Here is a 24,552-nt window from a genome sequence, read left to right as displayed (position 1 = left end):
TTCTGCGTGACCCCATGGTCGTAACAGCAGCAATTGACCGGACAAAGGCTTCCCATGAGTGAAGATGCACAAGATGTTGTACTGATCGTCGAAGACGACGAGTCGATTATGTTCGTGCTGGGCGAATATCTGGCCGGCCTCGGCTATCGAGTGTTGAAGGCGATCGATGGGGAGCAGGCGTTCGAGATCCTTGCGAGCAAACCACACTTGGACCTGATGGTGACTGACTATCGTCTGCCCGGCGGGATTTCCGGGGTGCAGATCGCCGAGCCGGCGATCAGGTTGCGCCCGGAATTGAAGGTCATCTTTATCAGCGGTTACCCGCAGGAAATTCTCGACTGCAACAGCCCGATTACGCGCAACGCACCGATCCTGGCCAAGCCGTTTGACCTGGATACGCTGCACGAGCATATCCAACGGCTGTTGGCCTGACAGGTTCGCAAGGCGGGTTTGCCAGCGTTAGCGCATCCTTGCGCTGGCGTTGATCCGTCGCGGCAAATCGGCTTCAGTCGATGAAGTCAAACACCTCTTTTTTCTGGCGTTCGGTAAAGGTTTTCGTCGGTTCGATACCTTCAATCAAGTTGAAGGTACCGTCAGGTTTGATGTCGACGCCGCTGGCGGTAGTGATCGTAATTGAGTTCGGGCGGGTGGTTACCCAGTCACGCAGCAGCGTTTCCCCATTGTGTTCCTGGCGCAGCGTAACGGCTATGGCGTATGGGCTTTTGGCTCGCTCGCCGCCCACCACAATGAGTTTTGCGCTGCCATCGGCAAGTGATGTTTGTGCTTGTCTCAGTGCGCTGGATTGCAACGGGTTCAGAGAGCTGCCGCGAAGGTGCATCAGGGTTCGCTTAGCATAAACACCGTCTGTCAAATCCGAGAGGAGAACGATCGCCGTGCAATCGCTGATGCCCCGAGTTTGGAGAATGGTGCTGCGGTCGGAGATCGTTATAGAGTCGTTCTCGGGAACAAACGCGATTTCGGGGGATGGTGGCTTATCAGCCAGCACAGGCTTTTTGACGACCGGTGTGTTTCCAGCGTTGGAAAGCGGAGCGTCATACAACTCGGTCACTCGTTTTTTGTGAAGGCTGGCAGCGTTCGTCCACTTGTCATCATAAACGCTGACCTGAAACTTTAGAGTGTTGGGGTCGCCATACGTTTTGTACTGAACCGGCAGCTTTTTGTTATTAACAATTTTTTGCATGCCGCGACTCATTTGGTCGGCGTTAGAGAAGGTTGCGAGACCAAAGTTAGGGTCATAGAAAAAGAACTTTCTGGTCGCCCCCTCACCTATTACACCGGCTGTCATTGAATGATCGGGTGTACTGATCATCAGGGTTTTCGAAGTGCTGGAGTCGGACAGTTCTTGAACAATATCCTGTGGCGTCATCGCTCGAGGCTGTTTGCCAGCGTGAAACACGGTAGGGGTGTGCACCTGCTTTTGAACATCACTGAGTGAAGAAATGAATTTACGGCTAGCTGCAGACGCCGGGTTTGCAGCCGCTTCAAAAATATTGCCGATCAGTACCAGCTCCTTGCCTTGCGCAATAGCGTCTGCCATGACGCGTGACATCGCCGCGCACTGACCACGGCTCAGCGGGTTGACTTGGCTGAAGTACAACACCTGCGGTACAGGAATCAGCGTTCCGCCTACCGAGCTTACATCTTCGGAAAATATGCTGGCGCCATTGAATGAATGCTTGACTGCAATTCGTTCCTGCTGTCGAGCCAACGCGCCCAATTGCTCTGGGGTACGCGGCTTCTCCAGCGCCAACTTCATCACATCTTCGGATTTCATCGTTGGCCGGAAACCGGCGACGCCTTCTGGAGAAATGTTGTTAAAGCCGTTATCGAATAATGCCTTGTTCGGTCCGTTACGGGTTTGCGTAATCAGATCGCTCCACTGTTTACGAACCAATTCGGATTCTGCCGATAACGGGGTGACAATATTTTCCCAGCTGCCAAGCTCACCTTCGTTGACGCGAATACTCGGCTGGAAATCCGAGAGTGGCTTGCCGTAATGTTTCCGGGACGCGGCGTCAAAGAGATACCACTGCCCATCGACCAAGACCCCGCTACTCTCGACGAGTTTACCTTCGTGCTTAAACGTACCCAGCGCCGAAGTCGGGTACTGTTTGCTCGGTTTGATCAAGTCGTAAACGCTGTCGGTGTTTGCCAGCTTTATACCGCTGGACAAGTCCGTAGCACTGTTCAGCGTTTTCCTCACCGCCCCTGCTGCGCTGCCAAATACACCGCTTAGCGGATTGATAACGTCAAACGCTGTACGCCCCACGGCTTTTGCGAAGATACCCACTTTGCCGAGGGTGCGGGCAGCTTTAAAGGCTTTCGCCGCTTTCCCCCCTACAGCCGCACCCGCTGTCAAAAACCCAAATACGTCAAAGCTGAGGTCAACTAGCCCACCTGAAATATCGCCTTTGGCGAAATTGACAATTGCGGATCGTAAAGGAATCAAGTTAAGGAAAAACTCCTGAATTTTTTTATAGTTCGGGACCTCCGTATCAAGTGTCGTTACGCCTCTGGCAGCTGCCACCATTATGTCCCGCTGGCCATCGATCACATTACTGTGGACCGCGTTGACAATAGAGGCAGTTCGTGCACTGGCGTATGTATTGGGCGTGCCCTTGTCCGGGGTCGCGTTGAAATGTAGCAAATGCGTAATGAACCTGGCCCCTGGTGCAAGGTTCGAGTACTTGGCGACTGCTATTGGTTGATCACTAGGGTATCGTTCATACACATGAAGGTTGGTAAGTTTGCCCACGACAAAGTTGCCTTGCAGGTCATCCCGTTTGAAAATCTCACCTCTTTGTGGGTTTACTTCGTAAAAGACTGTCTTGTCACCTGATTTTGCGCGAAGCAAGAGAGGCTTGTTATTGTCGGGCTGCGCTTTGTGCAAGATGCCCACATCAATCTGCTCCTTATAAATAAGTTCTTCGCGGTAAATATCAATCTCGCCGTATTCAATGAGCCGTTTATCTTCATCCGGCAGCCTCGTTAACATATATCTGGTGAGGACCGGGATACTTTCAATAAAGTCATCCACGTAACGTTTTATCTGGGTGTCGAACTGCGCTGAAAAATCAGGAATTTTAGACGCTCGCGCAGCATTCAGGACGTCCTGTAAAGGGAAGTCAACATTACGTTTAACGTACCATCGATTGGGTGGATGGTTTAAGCCTTTAAGGTTTTGCGGAGGATCAAGTAATAGATTTTTTGCTACCAAATCATAGATTGAGTAAGGCCCGGGAAAGTCCGGATGATAGCCAGATAAAAGCAAGCATTTCTTCTCGTAGTCGATCGTCTCGCCGCAATGTTGCTTCAACCATGTGAGCACGCTTTGTTTAAGATTAGGTATCGGCTCATCAAAGTGTTGTGAGGCTTTGGAGAACTCCCGAATCTGGTTGTTGTACTGGGTGTATACCTCGCTTATTTGCGTTTGGGTATAGCGACCGGAAGCCGATGGCTTAAGTAAACCGTTGGCCAACGCCCAGTCCCTGAGGGCGGCACCTTGTGCATCTTGCTCAATGATTCGTTCTTGTTTGCTGATCGGCCCGATGTCGGCATAAGCCATGATTTGCGCATACGTCGACTGGGCCGTGGAGCCAGCCGCCTTGGAATCTCGCAGCGCCGAGGCGGTTTCAAAAGAAACCCAGCTATGGGAGCCGTACGTCAGCTTATCGGGAATGTCTTTGGCCAGCAGTGGGGGAGCATGACGGGCCAGTAGCAGGTGTGCCGCAACGGGGGCGGTTTCGGTCGTGGCTCGTTTGGTTTGAACCAGATGATTGATGAAAGCGGTGACAATCTCAGTGGCATGCATTCCTGCCAGTTTAGGGCTTGCCAAGTCGAAACCGGCGACCATCCTGGCCGCTTGCTCCGAGGGATTGTGGGCGCGAACCGTAGACGCGGGCTCCAACTGCTCTCCTAGCACGGCGAGCAACAAATCACTGCTGGTGGCATAACCGCCGTACCGCACTCGCAGTACCTCACCGAGCGCTTTTGCCTTCGGCGATTCGAGCATATTTTCTATGATTTGTTGAGGCGTCGAGGTCTGTGCCGAGTCGGTGATCCTGTGTCGCATCAAATAGTCAAGGAGCGGCTCAGGATGTTCGGCGTTTTCCATAAGGCCGGTATTCAACCGGCTTAACTCTGAGTGCTCAATGGGGACTGGCCATGACAACGCGCCGCCTAAGTTTCCAAGGGGCGCTTGTACAGGCGCCGGTGTCGACAGGGACCGTTCAAGGTTGTTGAGTTGCTCCAGGTTTGCGGGCATGTCCCAGCCGTTAAGGAGGATAAAATCCGCGAGGCTGACCTTCCCCTCAGCGTTCGGCATACCGGCCCATGAGTTCGGATGCACGTCCATTCTGGCCGCTCTCAGAAGATCATCCAATGCAGGGCTCGCGCCTGTGTTACCGGCCATCTGCGCTGCCACGGACTTGAGTGCGCTGGCCGCGCTGTGCTTGTTTTGGATGGCCCCCAGCTCACGCTTCTGATGGTCAAGTGCGTCCTTGGCAGCGTCAGTCAATTGAGGAAAGACTTGCTGTTCCTTGAGGCTGGAGGCGCGTGAAGCCAGCCCTTCTTGAGTGTCGGGTAGGGTTTCTCCATAGAATGCGGCGATCTGCGAAAGGTTCGCGGCGTTTTGCGTCGGCACATGCAGGCGTACCTGTCCGGCCGCCAGCTTGGTAGCGGCCTCCATCAGCAGGTACCAGGACGCAGGCAACATTTGATCGCGCCGGGCATCACCACCAAACTGTTTAACATCTCCTTTCACGCTGGCAACCATGAATCCGGGCTTCCACCGCGGAGGGGTGTAAAAAGTGGTGCGTTGTGACAAGTCGACATCGTTTCTTTTCGCCCATTGCGTCAAGTCAGGGCTTTTGAGCAGCGTGCTCAAGTGCTCTTGCCATTGCCCGTAAGTTGAGTTGGCTGGAATGTTAGTAATGAACTCATCGGGTATTCCAGCGTGGTAGCGACCGCTGGAGGCCTTGAGCAATGAGTTGGCATATAACTGGGTCAGTGCCTGGTCGCCAGAAACCGCTGCGCTAGCAGCGGCTGTAGGGGAAGCCTCAGGTGCTCTGGAGTGGGACGCGTGTGACGGCCCGCTGTTTTGAAGGGGTGGGGTGGAACTGAGGTTTGCAGTAATGGTCATCAAGATTTCTCACGTTCAGCGGATACATTTCTGGCAATGCACCGCTTACTAGTGGGGAATCAGTAAGTGTAGTTTCTAAGACAATTCTGAAAGTGGTTTCCAGCGCTGATGAAGTACCCGCTTTAATGGCTGATCATTTCCCGGACTTTTGCCATCAACAAATCGAAGGTGAACGGTTTGGTGATCAACTGCATGCCCGGGTCCAGGAATCCGCCGCGTACCGCGGCGTGTTCGGCATACCCCGTGATAAACAGCACCTTTAGCTCTGGCCGGATCTGCCGGCCGATTTCCGCCAGTTGCCGCCCGTTCATGCCGGGCAAGCCGACGTCGCTGATCAGCAGGTCGATACGCTGCTCCGACTCGATGATCGGCACTGCCGTATCGGCATCGCCGGCCTCGACGAAGGCATACCCCAACTCCTTGAGCACAGCGCTGACCAGCAGCCTGACCGCCGGGTCGTCCTCGACGATCAGCACCGTCTCGCCGACGTTGGCAAAGGGCAGCAATGCCGGGTCAGCCACTTCATTGGCGACGATTTCGCCCACGAAACGCGGTAGGAACAGGCTTACCGTCGTTCCTTTGCCAACCTCGCTATGAATCGTCACGTGGCCGTGGGACTGGCGGGCAAACCCATAGATCATCGACAACCCGAGCCCCGTGCCTTGCCCGATGGGCTTGGTGGTGAAAAACGGATCGAAGACCCGCCCCATGACGCTTTCCGGAATCCCGCAGCCGGTATCGCTGACACTCAGCTCTACGTAGTCACCGGGTTGCAAGGTGCCATAAGCGGCAGTGAACACGTTGTCCAGGTGGCGGTTACAGGTTTCAACCGTGAGTTTGCCGCCATTGGGCATGGCGTCGCGCGCGTTGATCACCAGGTTGAGCAGGGCGCTTTCCAGTTGATTGGGGTCGGCCTCAGCGGTCCACAGTGCGTCGGTGAGGCGCATGTCCAGGGCGATGCTTTCGTTGATGCTGCGTTGCAGCAACTCGCCCATGGAGCTCACCAACTGGTTGATCTCCACAGGCTTGGAATCAAGGGACTGGCGCCGAGAGAACGCCAATAATCGGTGCGTAAGCCCGGCGGCGCGGTTGGCGGAGGTCACGCCCAGGTCGATCAGGCTGTCCAGGTCGTCCAGCTTGCCCCGCGAGACCCGCCGGCGCAGCAGCTCCAGGCTGCCGATGATGCCGGTGAGCATGTTGTTGAAGTCGTGGGCGATGCCGCCCGTCAGTTGGCCGACCGCTTCCATTTTCTGCGACTGGCGTAACGCATCTTCGTTGTGGCGCAGTTGCGCGGTGCGTTCTTCCACCTGTTGTTCGAGGGTTTCCAAGGTGCGTTGCAGGCGTGACTCGCTTTCGCTCAGGTCGACCAGGCGATCGCGGGCTTCATATTGCCGGCGGCGGCCGCGCAAGGCAGTACTCACCAGGCTGATCAGGGTCACCGGGTGAAATGGTCGCTCCAGGAACGTCACGTTGCCGAGCAAGCCGCTCAGTTGCGTGGTGCCGATTTGCTCTTTGCCGCCGTGGTGCGTCAGCAACACGATGGGCAAGTCCGACCAGGCCGGTTGGTGTTGCAGGTACTCCAACAATGGCTCCAACGCCACACCGCGCAGCGCTTCGGCGGCGATGATCAGCAGGCCGGCGCCTTGCTCCAGCGCCGCGCTCAGCGCGCCCAGGTCGCTGGCCACCATGCCGCCGTAGCCGGCTTCGTTGAGCATCATCAACGCCAACGAGCCGTCACGGCCCATTGGCGCAAGGATGATTGCGCGCTCGGAGAGGGGTGACAGGCCCGGCACTACCCCAGGTCCTTGAGCAGTGGCGAACCGGCGCCCATGTACGTCGGAATGCCCCGCAGCACGCCTTGGAAGTTGTTCAGCGGTTCGCCCACGGTCATGCCGCGACTGCCGATGCGGTATTCGCGGATCGTGGATTCATGGGCGCCGGTGCGTTTTTTGATGATCGAGATGGCGCGGCGTACTTCACCGATGGCTTCGAAGTAGCGCAACAAAATCACGGTGTCGGCCAGGTAGGTGATGTCCACCGGCGCCTGCATGTCGCCCACCAGCCCGTGTTGCGCAACGGTCATGAAGGTCGCCGCGCCACGGCGGTTGAGGTACAGCAGCAGCTCGTGCATGTGCAGGATCAGCGCGTTCTCTTCCGGCATCGCGGCCTGGTAGCCGTTGATGCTGTCGATCACCACGGTCTTGATTCCGCTGTCGTCGACGGCGCGGCGCACCCGGTGGGAGAACTCGCCCGGGGACAGTTCGGCGGCGTCGACCTGTTCAATCAGCAGGTTGCCAGTGGCTTGCAGCGCTTGGAGGTCGATGCCCATGTTTTTCATGCGCTCGAACAACAACCCCAGTTCTTCATCGAAGATAAACAGTGCGGCTTTCTCGCCACGGGCTACCGCAGCGGCCGCGAAGATCATCGAGATCAGTGACTTGCCCGTACCCGCCGGGCCGAGGATCAGGCTGCTGGAGCCGGTCTCGATACCGCCGCCGAGCAACGAATCCAGCTCCTTGATGCCGCTGGTCAGGGTCTGGCGGTTGTAGCCGCCACGGTGTTCGGCCGCGACCAGGCGCGGAAACACATGCACGCCGTCCTGCAGGATGGTGAAGTCGTGGAAGCCGCCGCGGTATTTCTGCCCCCGGTACTTCACCACCCGTACCCGGCGCCGTTCCGCGCCGTAGTTGGGCGTCAGTTCTTCCAGGCGGATCACGCCGTGGGCGACGCTGTGCACGGTCTTGTCGAGGGATTCGGTGGTCAGGTCGTCCAGCAGCAGCACCGTGGCGTCATAGCGCACGAAGTAATGCTTGATCGCCAGGATCTGCCGGCGATAGCGCAGCGAGCTTTGCGCGAGCAGGCGGATCTCCGACAGGCTGTCGATGACCACGCGGGACGGCTTGACCCGTTCGACCGCCTCGAAAATCTGCCGGGTGGCCTCGCCCAGCTCCAGGTCGGAGGAGTACAGCAGGCTTTGCTGGTGGTCAGCGTTGAGCAGGCTTTCGGGTGGAGTCAATTCGAAGATATGGATGTTGTCATCCAGGTCCCAACCGTGGGACTTGGCGCCCTGGCGCAACTCGCGCTCGGTTTCGGACAGGGTGATGTACAGAGACGTTTCGCCGTTTTTCGCACCGGCCTGCAAAAAATGTAGGGCGACGGTGGTTTTACCAGTGCCGGGTTCACCTTCCAGCAGGAACAGATGGCTACGCGAGAGCCCACCGCAAAGAATGTCGTCAAGACCTTCGATGCCGATGGCCGCCTTTTCACTGAACAGCTCGTTGGATGTAGACAAGAATTGCCCTCGGATCACATACAAATAGAGGAGCGCACCGCCTTGGGCGCGCCATATTTACTTGACCGTAGTGGCCTGTGACCGTTCAACGAATTCTGATATTTGTACAAGTTGCGTAGGTTTTTACAAGTTTTTGCAGTGCGGCTACAAGCCTTGTTGCAAGGCCGGATCGTCCGGGTTTTGTTGTTCGAGCTGGGCGAGCAACACCTGTACGTTCTGCAGTTGGCCGCTTTCCTTCCAATAGTTGACCAGCAGCACACGGGCCTTGCGATTGGCAGGGTGACGCTGGACGATCTCCTCCAACTGACGTTGCGCGGCTTCCAGTTCGTTCTGGGCGTGCAGGGTAGTGGCCAGGTCGTAGCGGTAATCCTGATTGTCCGGCTCCAGCTCTACCGCCTTGGACAGGCCGAGCAGGGCATAGGCACGCTCACCATGGTGCAGCAGCCACAGGCCGAGGGCGTGTTGCAGGTAGGCAGATTCCGGGTGCGCCGCCAGTTGCCGTGCCAGCAATTGGCGCGACTCTTCACTTTTGCCCTGTTTATCCAGCAATTCGATCTGTGCGACCACGGCTTGCAGGTTGTCGGGCTGCAAGCGCATGGCTTGCTCCAGGGCATTTTGCGCGTCCGGCAGCAGGGCGCTGTGGATGTACAGGCGCGCCAGTTGAATCCAGCCCTCGGCAGATTCGGGCTGGGCCTTGAGGTATTTGACGAATTCGTCCAGCACTTGCTGCAACGGGCCGAAGTACAGGCCCAGAGTGTCGGGCGACAGGCCGAGCAGAGCATTGGCGGCGGCAAAGCGCACGCTTTGCTCCGGGTCGTCCAGCGCCGGGCCAAGCAGCAGCGTGCGCTGGCCACTGGGCACCAGGCCGACGATGCTGTGGATCGCGGCCTCGCGTACCAGCGGGGAATCGCTGGCCAGGTCCTTGTCGGCCAGTTTCAAGGCTTGCGGGCTGGGGTAATTGGGCAGTTCGGCGTGCAGCGCGGCACGCCGTTCAGGCGACAGGTCCGGCCGCGCCAATTGCTGGTAAAGCACGCGGGCCGCGCCAGGCTCGCCGTTATGCGCCTGTTTAAGGGCTTTTGAATAACCATGGGCAATCGCCGGCGGCACGGCCACCTGGGTGGAGCGGGAGAAATACCAGGCGAGCAATACAAAAAACAGCAGGGCGCACAGGCCGACGATGGCGTAACGGCGTGACTTAGACATGCAGGCGTCCGAAAAGTATTACAAAGCCGTCAGCTTCGGTCAGACCAACGCGAGTGTCAAACCGGCATCAGGTCAGCACGTACTCCACAGGTTCCAGGGCGGGCGGCAGGTCGCTTTCGCCGAGGGCGGCGCGCAGTTCGCGCTCCAGGTTGCGCACGATGGCATTGCACGGCAGGTCGTTTTCGTCGAAGCCGAACGGGTCTTCGAGGTCATCGCCAATTTCGTCGAGGCCAAAGAAGGTGTAGCTGACGATGGCGGTGAACACTGGCGTCAACCAGCCCAGCGGCTCGGCCATGGCGAACGGCAGCAAAATGCAGAACAGGTAGATGGTGCGGTGCAGCAACAACGTGTAGGGGAAGGGCAGCGGCGTACTCTTGATCCGTTCGCACGACGCCTGCACCTGGCTCAGGCTGACCAGTCGGGTTTCCAGTTGGGTGTAGCGCCACTCGCTGATCACGCCTTGCTCGCACAGTCGGGAAAAGCGCGCGCCGAGTTGCTGCAGCACGTTGTCGGGCAGGTTCGGGTGCGCTGCGTCTACGCCGATCCAGGGCGTGATCGCCCGGGCTTCGTCTTCGTGGCGCAAACGCGCGATCAAACCATGGGCAAACCCGCACAAACCGCGCAACAGCATGGTGCGCTCTGGCGAATCGCCGAGTACTTGGGTTTCGCGGATCAGCGAGCGCACATCAATGATCATCTGCCCCAATTGCTTGCGACCTTCCCACCAACGGTCGTAGCAGGCGTTGTTGCGAAAACTCATGAAGATCGACAACGACAACCCCAGCAACGTGAAGGGCGTGGCGTTGACCTTGGAGAAATATGCCGGGTGCCACGTCTCGACCAGCACGATCACCGACGCGAGCAGCGTCACCAGCAGGCTGCGCAAGGCAATGCGCTTGGCAATCGAACCCTTGAGGGAGAACAGGATACCCAGCAAGTTGGGCTTGGGACGGACGATCATCGGCAGGGGGGCTTCTTTGGTGGCGCAGGCCCTCAGGTTAGAAGCTTGCGCCAGGGCCGTCCAATCGCTTGGGCTGACCGGTCGATCAGCGCGATCGATGATTGGCCAAAGCAGTCAGCCAACTTGAAAGCTTTGACCATTGCTGCTGCAGCGCTCTGGAGCGACTATTTCCACGGTTTACGTCCTTAAAATAAAAATGCAGAAGGATTTGAAGCGATGCGTGACTATTTGGCTGCCACCACCGGGTTTGACTACCAGCACACCGTTGACGCCGCACTCGCCGGCAACCTGCAAGGCCTCAATGCCTGCGTCGAATGTTGCGACCGCCACGCACTGCCGGGGCGCATCGCGTTGTTCTGGGAAGGCAAGGACGGGTGCAGCGCTACGTCGACCTTCACCGACTTGCAGGACCAGGCCGCACGCTTCGCCAACTTTTTGCTGGCCCAGGGCGTCAAGCGTGGCGACAAGGTGGCGGGGCTGTTGCCGCGCACGGCGGAACTGCTGGTGGTGGTGTTCGCGACGTGGCGCATCGGTGCGGTCTATCAGCCGCTGTTCACTGCCTTCGGGCCCAAGGCCATCGAGCACCGCCTGAACAGCTCCGGCGCCGCCTTGGTGGTCACCGATGCGGTAAACCGGCCCAAGCTGACGGAAGTCGACGGCTGCCCGACCATCGTTACGGTCAGCGGCGCCAAGGGCGAAGGCCTGGTGCGCGGCGACTTCAGTTTCTGGGCCGAATTGCCCAACTACTCCAATGTGTGCGAACCGGTGTTACTGGGCGCGGACGACCCCTTCCTGCTGATGTTCACCTCCGGCACGACCGGCCCATCCAAAGCGTTGTCTGTGCCACTCAAGGCCATCGTGGCATTCCAGAGCTACACCCGCGACGCCGTGGACCTGCGCCCTGAAGACGCGTTCTGGAACGTCGCCGACCCGGGCTGGGCCTACGGCATCTATTTCGGCGTGACCGGGCCGCTGTCCATGGGCCACCCGATTACCTTCTACGATGGCCCCTTCACCCTGGAAAGCACCTGCCGGGTGATCAACAAATACGGGATTACCAACCTGACCGGCTCGCCCACCGCCTACCGCCTGTTGATCGCCGGCGGTGAGCAGTTCGCGCGCGCGATCAAGGGCAAGCTGCGCATCGTCAGCAGCGCCGGCGAGCCGCTCAACCCGGAAGTGATCCGCTGGTTTGCCGACCAGCTCGGCGTGACCATCCACGACCACTATGGCCAGACCGAACTGGGCATGGTGCTGTGCAATCACCATGGCCTGGAACACCCGGTGCATGTCGGCTCGGCCGGATTTGCCTCGCCGGGCCACCGTATCGTGGTGCTGGACGATGATTATCAGGAGTTGCCCGCCGGCCAGCCCGGCATCCTCGCCATCGACCGCGAACAGTCGCCGATGTGCTGGTTCGGCGGCTATGACGGCGTGAAGACCAAGGCGTTTGTCGGCAAGTACTACCTGAGCGGCGACACCGTGGAATTGAACCCCAATGGCAGCATCAGCTTTGTCGGGCGCAGTGACGACGTGATCACCACCTCCGGTTACCGCGTTGGCCCGTTCGATGTGGAAAGCGCGTTGGTCGAGCACCCGGCTGTGATCGAAGCGGCGGTGGTCGGCAAGCCTGACCCGGAGCGCACCGAACTGGTCAAGGCCTTCGTGGTGATCAACAGCCAATACCGCGCCACCCCGGAGCTCGCCGAAGAACTGCGCCAGCATGTGCGCAAGCGCCTGGCCGCACATGCCTACCCGCGGGAAATCGAATTTGTCAGCGACCTGCCCAAGACCCCGAGCGGCAAGTTGCAGCGTTTTATCTTGCGTAACCAGGAGATCGCCAAAGCGGCGGTTGCCTGATCCACTTTTAAGGACACGATGATGCAGATTGAAAACAAGGTATTCCTGATCAGCGGCGGTGCTTCGGGCCTTGGCGCGGCCACGGCCGAGATGCTGGTTGCCGCTGGCGCCAAAGTCATGCTGGTGGACCTCAACGCCGAGGCCGTCGCGGCCAAGGCCAAGCAACTGGGGGACAACGCCCGCGCCGCTGTGGCGGACATCAGCCAGGAAGCGGCCGCCGAGGCCGCGGTGCAGGCTGCCGTGACCGCGTTTGGTGGCTTGCACGGCCTGGTCAACTGCGCCGGTGTGGTGCGTGGCGAGAAAATCCTCGGCAAGAACGGCCCCCATGCCCTGGCCAGCTTTGCCCAGGTGATCAATGTCAACCTGATCGGCAGCTTCAACCTGTTGCGCCTGGCGGCAGCGGCCATCGCCGAGACCGAAGCGAATGCCGACGGCGAGCGCGGCGTGATCATCAACACCGCATCGGTGGCCGCGTTCGACGGGCAGATCGGCCAGGCGGCGTATTCTGCCTCCAAAGGCGCCATCGCCAGCCTGACGCTGCCCGCCGCCCGCGAACTGGCGCGCTTTGGCATCCGTGTGATGACCATCGCACCGGGCATCTTCGAAACGCCGATGATGGCCGGCATGACCCCGGAAGTACGCGACTCCCTGGCCGCTGGCGTGCCATTCCCGCCACGCCTGGGCAAACCGGCCGAATACGCCGCGTTGGTGCGGCACATCATTGAAAACAGCATGCTCAATGGCGAGGTGATCCGTCTCGACGGTGCCTTGCGCATGGCGGCCAAGTAAGGAGCGAATGACCATGACTGATCCCATCGTAATTGTCAGCGCCGTGCGCACGCCCATGGGCGGCTTCCAGGGCGAACTCAAGAACCTGACCGCGCCGCAACTGGGCGCGGCGGCAATTCGTGCGGCAGTTGAGCGCGCAGGCATTGCCAGTGACGCCGTCGATGAAGTGCTGTTCGGCTGCGTGCTCCCGGCGGGCCTCGGCCAGGCGCCGGCGCGCCAGGCGGCGTTGGGCGCAGGCCTGGACAAGTCGACGCGCTGCACCACCCTCAACAAGATGTGCGGCTCGGGCATGGAAGCGGCGATTCTCGCCCATGACTCGTTGCTGGCCGGCAGCATTGCGGTGGCGATCGCCGGGGGCATGGAAAGCATGTCCAACGCGCCGTACCTGCTCGATCGTGCGCGCAGCGGCTACCGCATGGGCCACGGCCGCGTACTCGACCATATGTTCCTCGACGGCTTGGAAGACGCCTACGACAAGGGCCGCCTGATGGGCACCTTCGCCGAGGACTGTGCGATGCACAACGGTTTCAGCCGTGAAGCCCAGGACGCGTTCGCGATTGCCTCCCTGACCCGTGCGCAGGAAGCCATCGCCCATGGCAAATTTGCCGCCGAGATCGTCCCGGTGCAGGTCACCGTCGGCAAGGAACAAGTGACGGTGTTGCATGACGAGCAACCGCCGAAAGCCAAGCCTGACAAGATCGCCAGCCTTAAACCGGCGTTCCGTGAGGGGGGCACTGTAACGGCGGCCAACTCCAGCTCGATTTCCGATGGGGCGGCGGCGTTGCTGCTGATGCGCCAGTCCGAGGCCCAAAAACGCGGATTGAAGCCGCTGGCGGTGATCCACGGCCACGCGGCGTTTGCCGATGAGCCAGGGCTGTTTCCGGTGGCACCAGTGGGCGCTATCCGTACGTTGATGAGCAAAACCGGCTGGAACCTGGCTGACGTCGATCTGTTCGAGATCAACGAAGCCTTCGCCGTGGTCAGCCTGGTGACCATGAGCAAGCTGGAAATCCCCCACGCCAAGGTCAATATCCATGGCGGCGCCTGCGCCCTGGGCCATCCGATTGGCGCGTCCGGTGCGCGCATCCTGGTGACGCTGCTGTCGGCGCTGCGCCAGAACAACCTCAAGCGTGGCGTTGCCGCGATCTGCATCGGCGGTGGTGAAGCCACGGCCATGGCCGTCGAATGCCTGTATTAAGGACTCACCATGTTGCCAGATGACGAACAACTGCAAATCAGCGAAGCTGCCCGGCAATTTGCCCAGGAGCGCCTGAAACCCTTCGCCGCCGAATGGGACCGCGACCACCGTTTCCCCAAGGAAGCCATCGGTGAAATGGCCGAGCTGGGTTTTTTCGGCATGTTGGTGCCGGAGCAGTGGGGCGGTTGCGACACCGGCTACCTGGCCTACGCCATGGCCCTGGAAGAGATCGCCGCCGGCGACGGTGCCTGCTCGACCATCATGAGCGTGCACAACTCGGTCGGTTGCGTGCCGATCCTCAAGTTCGGCAACGATCAGCAGAAAGAGCAATTCCTCAAGCCCCTGGCCAGCGGTGCCATGCTCGGCGCGTTCGCGTTGACCGAACCCCAGGCCGGCTCCGATGCCAGCAGCTTGAAAACCCGTGCGCGCCTGGAAGGCGACCACTATGTACTGAACGGCTGCAAACAGTTCATCACCTCCGGGAAAAACGCCGGGATCGTGATTGTGTTTGCAGTCACCGACCCCGCGGCGGGCAAACGTGGCATCAGTGCGTTTATCGTGCCGACGGATTCGCCCGGCTACACCGTGGCGCGGGTCGAGGACAAGCTCGGCCAGCACGCGTCGGACACCTGTCAGATCCTGTTTGAAGACGTGAAGGTACCGGTCGCGAACCGTCTGGGCGAGGAGGGCGAGGGCTACAAGATCGCCCTGGCCAACCTGGAAGGCGGGCGCGTCGGCATCGCTTCGCAATCGGTGGGCATGGCCCGCGCGGCCTTTGAAGCGGCACGTGACTATGCGCGTGAGCGCGAAAGCTTCGGCAAGGCGCTGATCGAGCACCAGGCCGTGGCGTTTCGCCTGGCGGATATGGCCACGCAAATTGCGGTGGCGCGGCAAATGGTGCGTTACGCCGCCGCCCTGCGTGACAGCGGCAAGCCCGCGTTGGTAGAGGCCTCGATGGCCAAGTTGTTCGCTTCGGAAATGGCCGAGAAAGTCTGCTCCGCCGCCTTGCAAACGCTCGGCGGTTACGGTTACCTGAGCGACTTTCCCCTGGAGCGGATCTACCGCGATGTGCGGGTCTGCCAGATCTACGAAGGCACCAGCGATATTCAACGCATGGTCATCTCACGCAATCTCTAAGGAGCCGCCACATGAGTTACGAAACCATTTTGCTTGACGTCCAGGGCTGCGTCGGGCTGATCACCCTCAATCGCCCCCAAGCCCTGAACGCGCTGAATGCACAACTGGTCAGCGAATTGAATCAGGCGCTCGATGGCCTGGAAGCCAACCCTGACATCGGCTGCATCGTGCTGACCGGCTCGAAAAAAGCCTTCGCCGCCGGCGCCGACATCAAGGAAATGGCCGAGCTGACCTACCCGCAGATCTATCTCGACGATTTGTTCAGCGACAGCGATCGCGTGGCCAACCGCCGCAAGCCGATCATCGCGGCGGTCAACGGCTTTGCCCTGGGCGGCGGCTGCGAGCTGGCGCTGATGTGTGACTTTATCCTGGCCGGCGATGGCGCCAAGTTCGGCCAGCCGGAAATCAACCTCGGTGTGCTGCCGGGCATGGGCGGTACCCAGCGCCTGACCCGCGCGGTGGGCAAGGCCAAGGCCATGGAAATGTGCCTGACCGGGCGTTTTATCGATGCGGTGGAAGCCGAGCGCTGCGGGATCGTGGCGCGGATCGTACCGGCTGATGAATTGCTGGAAGAAGCGCTGAAAGTCGCCACGCTGATTGCCGGCAAGTCGGTGCCGATCAGCATGATGGTCAAGGAAAGTGTGAACCGCGCGTTTGAAGTGAGCCTGTCCGAAGGCGTGCGCTTTGAGCGCCGGGTGTTCCATGCCGCGTTTGCGACCCTGGATCAGAAAGAAGGCATGGCCGCGTTCGTGGCCAAGCGTGCCCCGCAGTTCAAAGACAGGTAATTCGATCTCCCAACAGGTGGAAGCGGCTTATGTGGTGCGGGCTTGCTCGCGAAAGCGGTGGATCAGTTGAAATACCTGTGACTGACACACCGCATTCGCGAGCAAGCCCGCTCCCACACTGTTTTGCAGTGTGTCAGTCAGAGTTGGTAGTGCCTGAGTTCACGGGCAATCACCATCCGCTGGATCTCGCTGGTCCCCTCGTAAATCTGCGTGATCCGCGCATCCCGGTAGTAACGCTCCACCGGGTAATCCTCCAGATACCCATACCCACCATGGATCTGCATCGCTGACGAGCAGACTTTCTCCGCCATTTCCGAAGCAAACAGCTTGGCCTGGGACGCTTCGGACAGGCATGGCTTGCCGGCACTGCGCAACCGTGCGGCGTGCAGGATCAGCAGGCGCGCGGCATTCAGGCGGGTTTGCATATCCGCCAGCAGGTTGGCCACGCTCTGGTGCTCGATGATCGCCTTGTCGAACTGCACACGATCCCGGGCATAAGCCAGCGCCGCTTCAAACGCCGCGCGGGCGATGCCCAGGGCCTGGGCGGCGATGCCGATGCGGCCACCTTCGAGGTTGGACAGGGCGATGGCCAGGCCTTTGCCGCGCTCGCCCAGCAGGTTGGCCGCAGGCACCGTGCATTGGTTCAGGGTGACGGCGCAGGTGTCCGAGGCACGAATGCCCATCTTGTGTTCAGTGCGGTCGACCACAAAACCGGGGGTATCGGTGGGGACCAGGAACGCCGAGATGCCCTTTTTGCCGAGGTCGGGATCGGTCACGGCAAACACGATGGCCAGCTTGGCGCGCTTGCCGTTGCTGACGAATTGCTTGGCACCACTGATTACCCACTGATCGTCACGCAGTTCGGCACGGGTGCGCAGGTTATGTGCTTCGGAGCCGGCTTGGGGCTCGGTCAGGCAGAAGCAACCAATCGCCTGGCCGCTGGCGAGGTCGGCCAGCCAGGTTTGTTTCTGTTCAGCTGTGCCGTAGTTGAGGATCGGCCCGCAACCCACTGAATTATGGATACTCATCAGTGCGCCAGTGGCGCCGTCACCGGCGGAAATCTCTTCGACAGCCAGGGCGTAAGCCACGTAATCCACATAGGTGCCCCCCCATTCCTCGGGGACCACCATGCCCAACAGGCCCAGCTCACCCATCTTGGCGACCAGTGCATCGTCAATCCAGCCGGCTTTTTCCCAGGCCTGGGCATGGGGGGCGATTTCACCCCGGGCGAAATCGCGAGCCATGTCGCGAATCATCACTTGTTCTTCTGTGTATTCAATGTCTTGCATGACTTATCTCGCAACCTGCTTGAAGTGTTGGAAGAAGCTATCGACGTGGCTGGCGTCCAATGCCTGAAGCGTCGGCGGGTTCCAGCGTGGGGCCTTGTCTTTATCGATGATCAACGCACGCACGCCTTCAATCAGGTCGCCGCGCTCAAACCATTGCCGGTCCAGGTGCAGCTCCAGGGCGAAGCATTGCTCCAGCGGCAGGCGCCGGCCACGGCGCAACATCTCGAGGGTCACGGCCATGGCCAGTGGCGAACGGGTTTGCATCATACCGACGGTGGCCAGCGCCCACTCATGGCTATCGGCTACGGTGACTTGCTGCAGTTGTTCGACGATGCTCGGGACGTCCGGCAAGGCGAAGAAGTGGTCGATGGCCGGGCGCAAGCGTGCCAGCGGGGCGTCGGGCAATTGCTGTACGCCGAGCTTGGCCAGTACGCCTTGCAGATCCTTGAGGGCCGACTCGTGCCACTGCAGGTGATCGAGCTTGTGATCCAGCTCGGTCAGCCTGGCACTGTCCAGGTACCAGTCCGCCAAACCACAGTACAACGCATCGGCGGCACGAATCTGCACACCGGTGACCCCCAGGTAAATCCCCAGCTCGCCGGGAATGCGTGGCAGGAAGTAGCTGCCGCCAACGTCCGGGAAGTAACCGATGGCCACTTCCGGCATCGCCAGGCGGCTGCGCTCGGTGACCACGCGCAGGTCGGCGCCTTGCACCAGGCCCATGCCGCCGCCCAGGACAAAGCCGTCCATCAGCGCGAGGACCGGTTTACGGTAGTGGTGAATAGCGAGGTCGAGGGCGTATTCCTCGACGAAGAAGTCTTCGTGCAAGGTATCGCCTTGCTTGAAGCTGTCATACAGGGAACGGATGTCACCGCCGGCGCAGAAGGCTTTGTCACCCGCTCCGCGCAGGACCACGGCGTAGACTGCGGGGTCATCCGCCCAGGCGTGCAACTGGTGGGTCAGGCTACGGACCATATCCAGGGTGATGGCATTCAACCCGGCGGGGCGGTTGAGGGTGAGGTGGCCGATATGGTTGCGGACTTCGACCAGTACGTCTTGCGGATGAATTGCTGCGTGGCTGGCTTGCGATGAAACCTGAGCAGTCATCTCTAACTCCCTGCTTTTATTGTCTTTATCAAGATGTTCGCGGGCGAACCTTCTCGCGATCCTACCAGTGCAAATTTGCCCAGTACAACGTGGAATCATGCAGGTCGTTGTTGCATTTATGCAGGCTCACGCACGGCCTGCGGGCTGCGCCTGAAAATATCCGGCCAGAGCCTCAACGCACAGCTGTATGGCTTTGCGCGCCGCGGCGTGCTGGGCCGGGTAATTGATAAACCCGTGCTGCATGTCAGGGTAGTTAACGTGGCGCACCGCCGCACCGGCTTTTTTCAGGTGGCGTGCATAGGCGCGCCCCTCATCGCGCAGCAGATCGCAACCGGCCGTCACGATCAACGCATCGGGCAGGTTACGCAATGAAGCATGTCGTGCGGGTGACAACCACGGGTGCGCGAGTGACACTCCCTCGGGCACATACAGGCTCAGATACCAGCGCAGCAGTTCGGCTGTCAGCCCATATCCCGAGGCATACGCCGCTCGCGAACGGTTGCGGGCCAGGCAGTCGAGCAGGGGGTAGAGCAGCAACTGGAAGCCGATCGAGGGGCCGCCCTGGTCGCGGGCAAGCTGGCAGATCACCGCCGCCAGGCCTGCGCCTGATCCGCCACCGGCGACCGCGATCCGATTGACGTCGATGCCCATCGACGGGCCTTGGCGCGCCAACCACTGCGTGACGCCGTAACAATCCTCGACAGCGGCCGGGAAGCGCTGCTCAGGCGGCCTGGCGTAGTCCGTGGCCACCACCGCACAACCGGCCCACTCGCACAGGACCCGGCAGAAGCTGTCGTGGGTGTCCAGGTCCCCCGCGACCCAACCACCGCCGTGGAAATACAGCAATGCAGGCGCAGGCGTCGGGCTCGCCGGCCGATAGACGCGCACCCGGACCGCGCGGTGCGGGCCTGGAACGTCAAGGTCCCGGACCGACATGACCACCGCGGCACGTACCGCCGCGCGCATGCTCTCGGGGGTGATCAGTGGCCGGTCCATGCCTGTGCCTCGATTTCAATCACGTAGGCGGGCGCAATCAGCGCCTTGACCTCCAGCAACAGGGTGGTCGGCGGGCAAGCCTGAAAGAACTCCTGATGCGCCCTGGCAATGTGCGGCCAGAGGCGCATGTCGGTGGTGTACATGCGCGTGGCGACCACGAGGGTCCTGTCCACTTCCAATTGCTTGAGGGCGGTTTCGATGATCTCCAGGCAGCGCCGGGTCTGATGGTAGGCATCGCCGGGCGCGTAGGGGTTGCCGTGGTCGTCAAACGCCACCGTACCGCTGGTGATGACCAGGTTGCCGGCCCGCAGTGCGCGGCAATACCCGGCTTTTTGTTCCCACGGCGCGGCGGAGAAACAGCGGGTAATCTCGCTGGCCGCAGGGGCCAGGCGCACCTGGATCTGGCTCAGGCCCCGGAACTGCAAACTGTTGGTACGCCATGTCGGTGGTGCTTGCTCAAGCAGGCCAATGTGCGCAAACCGTGCCAGCAAGCGGGTGAAGACAATCTTCGCCTCCAGCTTGAACAGCATCGAACCCATGCAGAAATGCGGCCCACGGCCAAACGCCAAGTGATCCTGCTGCTGGCGATGGATGTCGAACTGGTCGGGGTCGCTGAAGTGGCGGGGATCGCGATTGGCCGCTGCCCGGATCAGGAACACCACGTCACCTGTGTGGATGGTCTGACCATGCAAGGTGACGTCCTGCGTTGCCACGCGATGGCTGAGCTGACCCGCCGGGCAGATGCGCAAGGCTTCTTCGATAGCGCCGGGGAGCAGCCTCGGGTCGGCCCTGACTTCGGCCAGGCTGGCGGGATGGGTAAGCAGATAGAACAAGATGATGCCGAGTTGGTCCGCGCTGGTCGTCGTCGCCGCGACCAGCACAAACGCCAGCTGCGCCAACAGGTCCTCGTGGCTCATTGCAAGCTGGTCGCCGCTGGCAATAGCCTGGCCGACCAGGTCGTCTCCCGGCGCCAGGCGACGCGCTTCGACGAGCCGGGAGAAGAAGGCGTACATCTGCTCCATGGCCTGCAACGCCTCGCGCGGCCCAAACGCGGGGTCGGTGCTGCCCACCATGAACACGATAATGGCATCCGTCCAATGCCGGATTTTCAGCGCGTCCTCGGCCGCAATGCCAAACATCTGCGCCAGGATCAGCGCCGGGACCTTGTTGAACAGCTTGCTCATCAACTCGGGCTGCGGGCCCAGTTGCGTCAGCAGGTGGTCAACGATGCGCTCTATGTCGCCCGCCAGCGCATCAATGGCCCGGGGCGTGAAGGCCTTGGCCAGCACTTTGCGCCCGCGCTCATGGTCCTTGCCGTCCTGGGAATACATCCACCGCGAGGCCTTTTCGATAAAGGGCTCCAGCGCTGCACGCTGCTTGGCGGGCAGCTGTGCGTTGACCAATGCACGCATGCGGTTGGACGAAAAGCGTCGTGTATCGGTCAACGCGGCGGAAACGTCGTCAAACCGTGTCAAAAACCAGGCCTTGTGGTGTGCGCACCAGTACAGTGGATGGTGATGGCGCAGGTAGGCAAAGGCCTCGTAAGGCTCGCCAATGGTCGCAGGGTTGGAGAAATCCGGGAGGGCCATGTCACTGCTCCTCGTAGAGTTTATGGGTGAATTGCCGGGCGTAATCCGGCGCGTCGATATATGCGCTGATCAAGCACTGGGGCGGTTTAAGCCAGGCTGCCAGCATTTCGACCTGTGCCTGGGTGGCATGCCGGGCAAGCCCTTCGCGGCTGAACATCGCCCAGGGGTGCAGCGGCGCGGCGAAACTATTGATCAGGTCGTCGAGTGTCGGGCTGTCCAGCAGATGCTGGGCCTCGGCTTCTTCAATCACCAGGTCCAAGGCCCTGGCGTATGCCAGGCCCAACGCCTGTTCGTGGGTGAACGTTGCGTCCGTGGCGCACCGCGCGACGAGGGTTGCCTCGACTTGCTGGCCAAGGTTAGTGGGGGCATCGAGAATAAACCGCGGGCGCGCCAACGCATCCTTGATCACCTGATACGCCATCATCGTGCTGTCCCCGGCGAAGGTGCAGCCAACCTCGCAGTCGATGACTTGTGTGGCGATCTGGTTGAACTGATGAAAGCCCTGGGACCCGCACAGTTCGCGGCAGAGACGAATCACGTCAAGGCCCATCCATGCGCCTACGGCCTTGCTCAGCGCGGCCAGCACGTGCAGTTCCTGACGTCGCGGCACCTGCGCCCAGTGCGCCTCGAAACGCCGGATTACCGCCTGCTCCAGCAGGCGCAACGCGAGTGCCTTGAGTTGGACCGCATAGAGACGCTGGCGAAACAACGGCTGGCTCAGCAGCGCCACGGTGCCGCCGTCACGGTGGAGTTGACGGTGGCAGGCGAAACGGTAACTCAGGTGCGCCGCAAGCCCCGCATTTTGGCGAATCCCGGTAAGAAACAGCACACGCTCCTGCAGAAAGGTTTTCAGCGCCGCGATAAAGCGTCGATCTCGCGGCAAATCGCTGACGAACGTCCCCTCGTCGTTGAAATGTGCGTGGCGTTGCAACAGCGCGTCTACCGACAGTTCCAACTGGCAGAACCGGATCGCCGCGACTTGATTGGCGTGAATGCCGCCCTTGGGGTCGCAGGCCATGATCTTCACGCCCTTGCGCAGGCGGCCATTTTCACGCTGGCGGATCACCACACGGAACCAGTGGAGGCCTTGATCCTCGTCATCGACGATCAGGCGCCCGAGCACCATCACTACCTGGGCCGCATACAGCGCGTTGCCAATCCAGCATTTACAGGCCTCGGGGGAGGGGGAATCGAGTATTAGGCGATGGGTTTGCCGGTGGTAGGTCACGGTCGTCTGCGTATTGCGCACGTCGGAACCGCCACCGACCTCAGTGCAGCCAAAGGAGTAGACCTTGTGCATGCCGATCGCTTCGTCGCGGTAGTGCGCGATTTGCGTCGGGCTGGCGTGGTTCAGGAGTGCATCGACGGCAATCATGTGATCGACCAGCGATGAGTGCAGCGCATAGTCGAAGGCGCCGAAGTAGCCCATCCACTCGCAGAGCCTGGAGAACTCCGATTGCTGCGCTTGCCCCAGCCACTGTTCATTGCTGACGATTTGCCCGGCAAAAATCGCGTGCATGCGCTGGATCGTCAGGTCCATGTAGGCCTTGAGGGTCAGCCGATGGCGCAGACGCGGCTCGAACAGCGGCGAGCGCAACAGAGTTTGCAGGGTAACGCCCATGGATTGTCTCCTGTTCCGAGTGGATCTTTCGATACACCTGAACAGGAGAACCGGCGGGAAGATGGCGACAGGCACACGTCGGGGCTCGCGTTATACCGTCCCAAAGCCAGGTAGTCCTTGTCTTCGTTACTGGTACAGCGGTGCCCAGACAGCGTGGTGAACAGCAGACAACTTCAAGTGCTGTAATGACTCTAGCCGCTGCCAGGTCAGGTGCAATACGCCGCTCGTCGCGCGAACGACGCCGCTCAGGCCACGCGACTGGCGAGCACATCGCCAATGCTACGGCGCCGCGCATGGCCTTCCGCCGCGTGGATCAGTTGTTCCAGCTCGGTCGGCTGCACATCGTAGAACTGCTCCATTTCCGCCAGGGCCAGCTTGAGGTCGGCAGCGGTGATTGCCGGGTCGGTCACCACGGGTGTGTTGCCCAGCACTGCAGCAGGTGGTGCCACTTGCCCCTTGGGGTAACGCATGCGGGTGGCATTGTTGTAGGCCAGTGCGCAGGCGAGCAGCGCTGCGGCGCCGAGCATGACCGGGGCCAGTTCCTGCCAGCCAAGGGCGATGGATGCCGGGTCCGCCAGCACCAGGGTCATCGCCAGCCCGCCGGCCGGTGGATGCAGGCAGCGCAGCCAGCAGATCAGGATGACGGTCATGCCCGCCGCCAGGCAGGCACTGCCCAACGTGCGGCCCAGTACCCGCGCGACCAACAAGGCGACCACCCCGGCGCACAGGTAACTGCCGATGATTGACCACGGTTGCGCCAGCGCGCCGGACGACACTGCAAACAGCAAGACCGCCGACGCGCCCAGGGGGCCGAGCAAATGCAGGGCGACGTCCATACCGAATACTTGGCCGCACACCCACACACTGAGCAGCGTGCCCAAGGCCATGCCGATGGCGGCACGACTCCATTCGGCGGGACGGGTATTGATGGCAGTGGGTAACCAGCGAGCGAGCATTAAAAAGGTCCTGAAACAGCGGGCAAAAAAAAAGGCCTGCCGGGCATTCCGGTTAAGCCTTTGGAAAGTTCCAACATTGGGGGAAGGAACGTACATAGTGTGCCGACCTGGATTGCCGCACGCCAATGCAGATTAATGCAGGTTAAATGCAAAAAAACTGAATTCAAGCGCTAGGGGTGAACCGACGGTTGCGCGCTCGCGCTGCCGAGTATGCGTTTGGAATGCTCTTCGCTTAACAGCCGGCGTTGCAGGCTCTCGCGCACCCTGGGGTCGTTGGACAGCGGACCTTTCAGCGCGACGAGGGCATCACGCAGGCCCATCAGCCGGTCCAGGCTCGGCATCGGCACATAGCTGACATGGACCTGCTCACGCGCAGGCGTTGAGGGGGTATCGGGGAATGATTCAGTGGGCACGGCAGAGTCCTTTCATGGATGTAACGGCGATGTAGGTCGCGGGTTACAACGTCCTTGTCCTGTCCCCTTCAACCAAGGGGTAGTAAATAGTTACCGTAACTGGCAAGCGAGTTTACATTTTGAATTCAGGAGCGGGAAAGGGAAACGGCACCAGCCTTTACGCATAGCTGCGTAGGAGCTTTCGCGGGAATACCG

Annotated in this window: 18 protein-coding genes; 6 read left to right on the top strand and 12 right to left on the bottom strand. The window is 60.5% G+C overall.

The genetic code is table 11. The features are described from left to right. Positions 1-54 precede the first annotated feature (54 nt). A complete protein-coding gene (locus tag AC3ISR_RS13995; RefSeq protein WP_192300047.1) occupies positions 55-432 on the top strand; it encodes a response regulator in 378 nt (125 codons plus the stop codon). Positions 433-505: 73 nt separating this feature from the next. On the opposite strand, the gene AC3ISR_RS13990 is transcribed toward AC3ISR_RS13995, so the two are convergent. The 5 genes from AC3ISR_RS13990 to AC3ISR_RS13970 form a co-directional block, all read right to left on the bottom strand. Then, positions 506-5,161, bottom strand: a complete 4,656-nt coding sequence (locus AC3ISR_RS13990; RefSeq protein WP_192300048.1) for a hypothetical protein — start codon at positions 5,159-5,161, stop codon at positions 506-508. A gap of 122 nt (positions 5,162-5,283) precedes the next feature. Next, positions 5,284-6,954: an ATP-binding protein gene (locus tag AC3ISR_RS13985; RefSeq protein WP_192300049.1), complete on the bottom strand. Its 1,671-nt coding sequence runs from the start codon at positions 6,952-6,954 to the stop codon at positions 5,284-5,286. Continuing rightward, complete coding sequence (locus AC3ISR_RS13980; RefSeq protein ID WP_192300050.1) at positions 6,954-8,453, bottom strand: ATPase domain-containing protein; 1,500 nt, start codon at positions 8,451-8,453, stop codon at positions 6,954-6,956. The genes AC3ISR_RS13985 and AC3ISR_RS13980 overlap by 1 nt, the downstream gene beginning before the upstream one ends. Positions 8,454-8,597: 144 nt before the next feature. After that, positions 8,598-9,656 carry a HEAT repeat domain-containing protein gene (locus AC3ISR_RS13975; RefSeq protein ID WP_192300051.1) on the bottom strand — a complete coding sequence of 353 codons (1,059 nt, stop codon included), beginning with the start codon at positions 9,654-9,656 and terminating at the stop codon, positions 8,598-8,600. Between the two features lie 67 nt (positions 9,657-9,723). Next, positions 9,724-10,617 carry a bestrophin family protein gene (locus AC3ISR_RS13970; protein ID WP_192300052.1) on the bottom strand — a complete coding sequence of 298 codons (894 nt, stop codon included), beginning with the start codon at positions 10,615-10,617 and terminating at the stop codon, positions 9,724-9,726. A gap of 216 nt (positions 10,618-10,833) precedes the next feature. Between AC3ISR_RS13970 and AC3ISR_RS13965 the strand changes: the two genes are divergently transcribed. Genes AC3ISR_RS13965 through AC3ISR_RS13945 form a run of 5 tightly spaced genes read left to right on the top strand, consistent with a single transcriptional unit; the run spans position 10,834 to position 16,386 of the window. Next, positions 10,834-12,477, top strand: a complete 1,644-nt coding sequence (locus AC3ISR_RS13965; RefSeq protein WP_192300053.1) for an AMP-binding protein — start codon at positions 10,834-10,836, stop codon at positions 12,475-12,477. A 21-nt stretch (positions 12,478-12,498) separates the two neighbouring features. Continuing rightward, complete coding sequence (locus AC3ISR_RS13960; protein WP_192300054.1) at positions 12,499-13,266, top strand: SDR family NAD(P)-dependent oxidoreductase; 768 nt, start codon at positions 12,499-12,501, stop codon at positions 13,264-13,266. Between the two features lie 13 nt (positions 13,267-13,279). Further along, the gene (locus AC3ISR_RS13955) at positions 13,280-14,464 is read left to right on the top strand and encodes an acetyl-CoA C-acyltransferase (protein WP_370694897.1); all 1,185 of its coding nucleotides are present in this window, start codon (positions 13,280-13,282) and stop codon (positions 14,462-14,464) included. Between the two features lie 9 nt (positions 14,465-14,473). Beyond that, entirely contained in the window at positions 14,474-15,601 is a 1,128-nt protein-coding gene (locus tag AC3ISR_RS13950) for an acyl-CoA dehydrogenase (protein WP_192300056.1), read from the top strand. A gap of 11 nt (positions 15,602-15,612) precedes the next feature. After that, positions 15,613-16,386, top strand: coding sequence for an enoyl-CoA hydratase (locus AC3ISR_RS13945; protein ID WP_192300057.1), 774 nt, complete (start codon positions 15,613-15,615; stop codon positions 16,384-16,386). Positions 16,387-16,523: 137 nt separating this feature from the next. Here AC3ISR_RS13945 and AC3ISR_RS13940 read toward each other — a convergent pair whose 3' ends face one another. The 7 genes from AC3ISR_RS13940 to AC3ISR_RS13910 form a co-directional block, all read right to left on the bottom strand. Further along, positions 16,524-17,675: an acyl-CoA dehydrogenase family protein gene (locus AC3ISR_RS13940; RefSeq protein WP_226456791.1), complete on the bottom strand. Its 1,152-nt coding sequence runs from the start codon at positions 17,673-17,675 to the stop codon at positions 16,524-16,526. Between the two features lie 3 nt (positions 17,676-17,678). Next, entirely contained in the window at positions 17,679-18,782 is a 1,104-nt protein-coding gene (locus tag AC3ISR_RS13935; RefSeq protein WP_463983747.1) for an enoyl-CoA hydratase/isomerase family protein, read from the bottom strand. A 126-nt stretch (positions 18,783-18,908) separates the two neighbouring features. After that, a complete protein-coding gene (locus AC3ISR_RS13930; RefSeq protein ID WP_463983746.1) occupies positions 18,909-19,778 on the bottom strand; it encodes an alpha/beta hydrolase in 870 nt (289 codons plus the stop codon). Then, the gene (locus AC3ISR_RS13925) at positions 19,763-21,367 is read right to left on the bottom strand and encodes a cytochrome P450 (RefSeq protein ID WP_463983745.1); all 1,605 of its coding nucleotides are present in this window, start codon (positions 21,365-21,367) and stop codon (positions 19,763-19,765) included. The genes AC3ISR_RS13930 and AC3ISR_RS13925 overlap by 16 nt, the downstream gene beginning before the upstream one ends. A 1-nt stretch (position 21,368) precedes the next feature. Continuing rightward, positions 21,369-22,988 carry an acyl-CoA dehydrogenase family protein gene (locus AC3ISR_RS13920; RefSeq protein ID WP_463983744.1) on the bottom strand — a complete coding sequence of 540 codons (1,620 nt, stop codon included), beginning with the start codon at positions 22,986-22,988 and terminating at the stop codon, positions 21,369-21,371. A gap of 245 nt (positions 22,989-23,233) precedes the next feature. Next, positions 23,234-23,944, bottom strand: coding sequence for an HPP family protein (locus AC3ISR_RS13915; RefSeq protein WP_192300061.1), 711 nt, complete (start codon positions 23,942-23,944; stop codon positions 23,234-23,236). A gap of 170 nt (positions 23,945-24,114) precedes the next feature. Beyond that, positions 24,115-24,357 carry a type VI secretion system contractile sheath small subunit gene (locus tag AC3ISR_RS13910; protein WP_463983743.1) on the bottom strand — a complete coding sequence of 81 codons (243 nt, stop codon included), beginning with the start codon at positions 24,355-24,357 and terminating at the stop codon, positions 24,115-24,117. Positions 24,358-24,552: the final 195 nt, after the last annotated feature.

The organism is Pseudomonas sp. GL_117 (assembly GCF_057835125.1).
Note: the sequence above shows the minus strand (reverse complement) of the source record. Positions and strands in the feature narration are given on the sequence as shown.